The sequence below is a fragment of the Stenotrophomonas sp. NPDC077659 genome, assembly GCF_050268705.1.
Taxonomy (GTDB): Bacteria; Pseudomonadota; Gammaproteobacteria; order Xanthomonadales; family Xanthomonadaceae; genus Stenotrophomonas.
The window spans coordinates 1-1,604 of record NZ_JBNNHG010000277.1 but is presented as its reverse complement, the minus strand read 5'-3'; the positions used below and the strand labels follow the sequence as shown (position 1 = coordinate 1,604).

The following is a 1,604-nucleotide window of genomic DNA, read 5'->3' as shown; positions in this document are numbered from 1 at the left end:
CTTCTGCTGGTAGTCGTAACCCACGCTCAGCTGGGTATCCGGCGTCAGGTCGGCATCGATGACGGCATAACCCAGCGTCTTGTGCTGGTTGTAGCGGTCCATCTGCGCATCGGTGTCCAGGTAGCTGCCGATCACGCGGGCGCGCACCGAACCACTGGCATTCAGCGGGGTGGTCACGTCCACGGTGCTGCGGGTGCGGCCCCAGCTGCCGACGTTCACCGACACGCTGCCGGTCAGCTCGGCGCTGTCCGCATGCTTGCGGATCAGGTTGACCGATGCCGACGGATTGCCTGCGCCGGTCAGCAGGCCGGTAGCACCGCGGACCACTTCGACGCGGTCATACAGGGCCAGATCCAGGCCGGAATCGCCATAGCTCCAGTTCTGCACCATCTGCGTGGGCAGGCCGTCGAACTGGTAGCTGTCGATATAGAAACCACGCGAATAGAACTCGGTACGCTCGGTGTCGGACTGGGTGCTGCTGACGCCGGTGGTGTTGCCCAGCACGTCGATGATGTCGTCGAGGTTCTGGTCCTCGATGCGCTGGTGGCTGATGATGCTGACCGACTGCGGGATCTCGCGCGGGGCCAGGTCGAAGCGGGTACCGGCCGAGGTCCTGCGCACCGAATAGCCTTCGGCGCGCTCACCCTTCACCACGATCTTGTCGAGGGTGGTCGGGTCGGCCGCGGTCTGGGCGAAGGCGGCCGGCGCGGCGGCCAGGCACAGGGCGGCAAGCACGGCGGCCGACAGCCGGCGCGGCTGCGGAAGACGGAGGGTATGACGGGACATGAGGATTCCTGGACGAACACGTGCGTTGGGCCGACCGGTATCCGCGGGGGCGTGGCGCAACGGGAAGTGAGGGTGGCCGGCCGTCCTGGCCCAACCGTAAACGGCCGGAATAATAATGCGAACTATTCCCGTTTACAAATCCTGAGTATTCATGCAGCCATGGCGACGGGCGCGTTCCGTCGGTCAGTGCAGCAGCAGCGGCAATGGGTCGCGGGCGCCGTCCTTGCCGTAGATGCCCCAGTGCAGGTGCGGCGGGGTGCCCTTGGCGTTGCCGCTGTCACCGACGTACCCCAGCAATTGCCCTGCCTGCACTACCTGGCCGCGTGCCAGGCCCTCGGCCCAGTCTTCCAGGTGCGCGTAGTAGTAGCGCTCGCGGCCGGGCCCGATCACCCAGACCTGGCGCCCGCCGAGCCCGCGCTCGCTCACATCGGCGATGACGCCTGCGGTAACGCTGCGGACGGGCGTGCCGCGCTTGCCGAAGATGTCGATGCCGGCATGCGTGCGGTCACGGCCACGTGGGGCACCGAAGGTATCGGCGATCTGCCGGGGGCGCACACCGTCCACCGGCACAGGCAGTCCGTTGGCCGGTGGCATGCGCCCCAGCGTCCACAGCATCTTCGGCGCGGCCGCCCATGGGCTGTTCCACAGGGAGAGCGCGGCAATGCCGGCGGCCAGCAGCAATGCGCCGGAGAGCAGCCAACGGCGCAGGCGTCGGGCAGGGGAGGGCGGTGTGCTCATGCAGTCCGAGTGTAGCGTCGAGCCATGCTCGACTCTTGTGTCTCGGAACGGTGCCCTGATCAGGCACAATTCCCCCGGTG

At 67.4% G+C, this 1,604-nt stretch carries 2 protein-coding genes; both read right to left on the bottom strand.

What is annotated here, in order from left to right:
* A partial coding sequence (locus tag ACQKDV_RS19415; protein ID WP_427785854.1) for a TonB-dependent receptor plug domain-containing protein occupies positions 1-786 on the bottom strand: 786 nt, incomplete at its 3' end.
* Positions 787-969: 183 nt separating this feature from the next.
* On the bottom strand, positions 970-1,524 hold the full coding sequence (locus ACQKDV_RS19410) for a M23 family metallopeptidase (RefSeq protein ID WP_427785853.1): 555 nt from the start codon (positions 1,522-1,524) through the stop codon (positions 970-972).
* Between the last annotated feature and the right edge of the window lie 80 nt (positions 1,525-1,604).

Bases quoted from the DNA above. Each gene is read 5' to 3' on its own strand.
- ACQKDV_RS19410 (WP_427785853.1), bottom strand. From the start codon at position 1,524: ATGAGCACACCGCCCTCCCCTGCCCGACGCCTGCGCCGTTGGCTGCTC.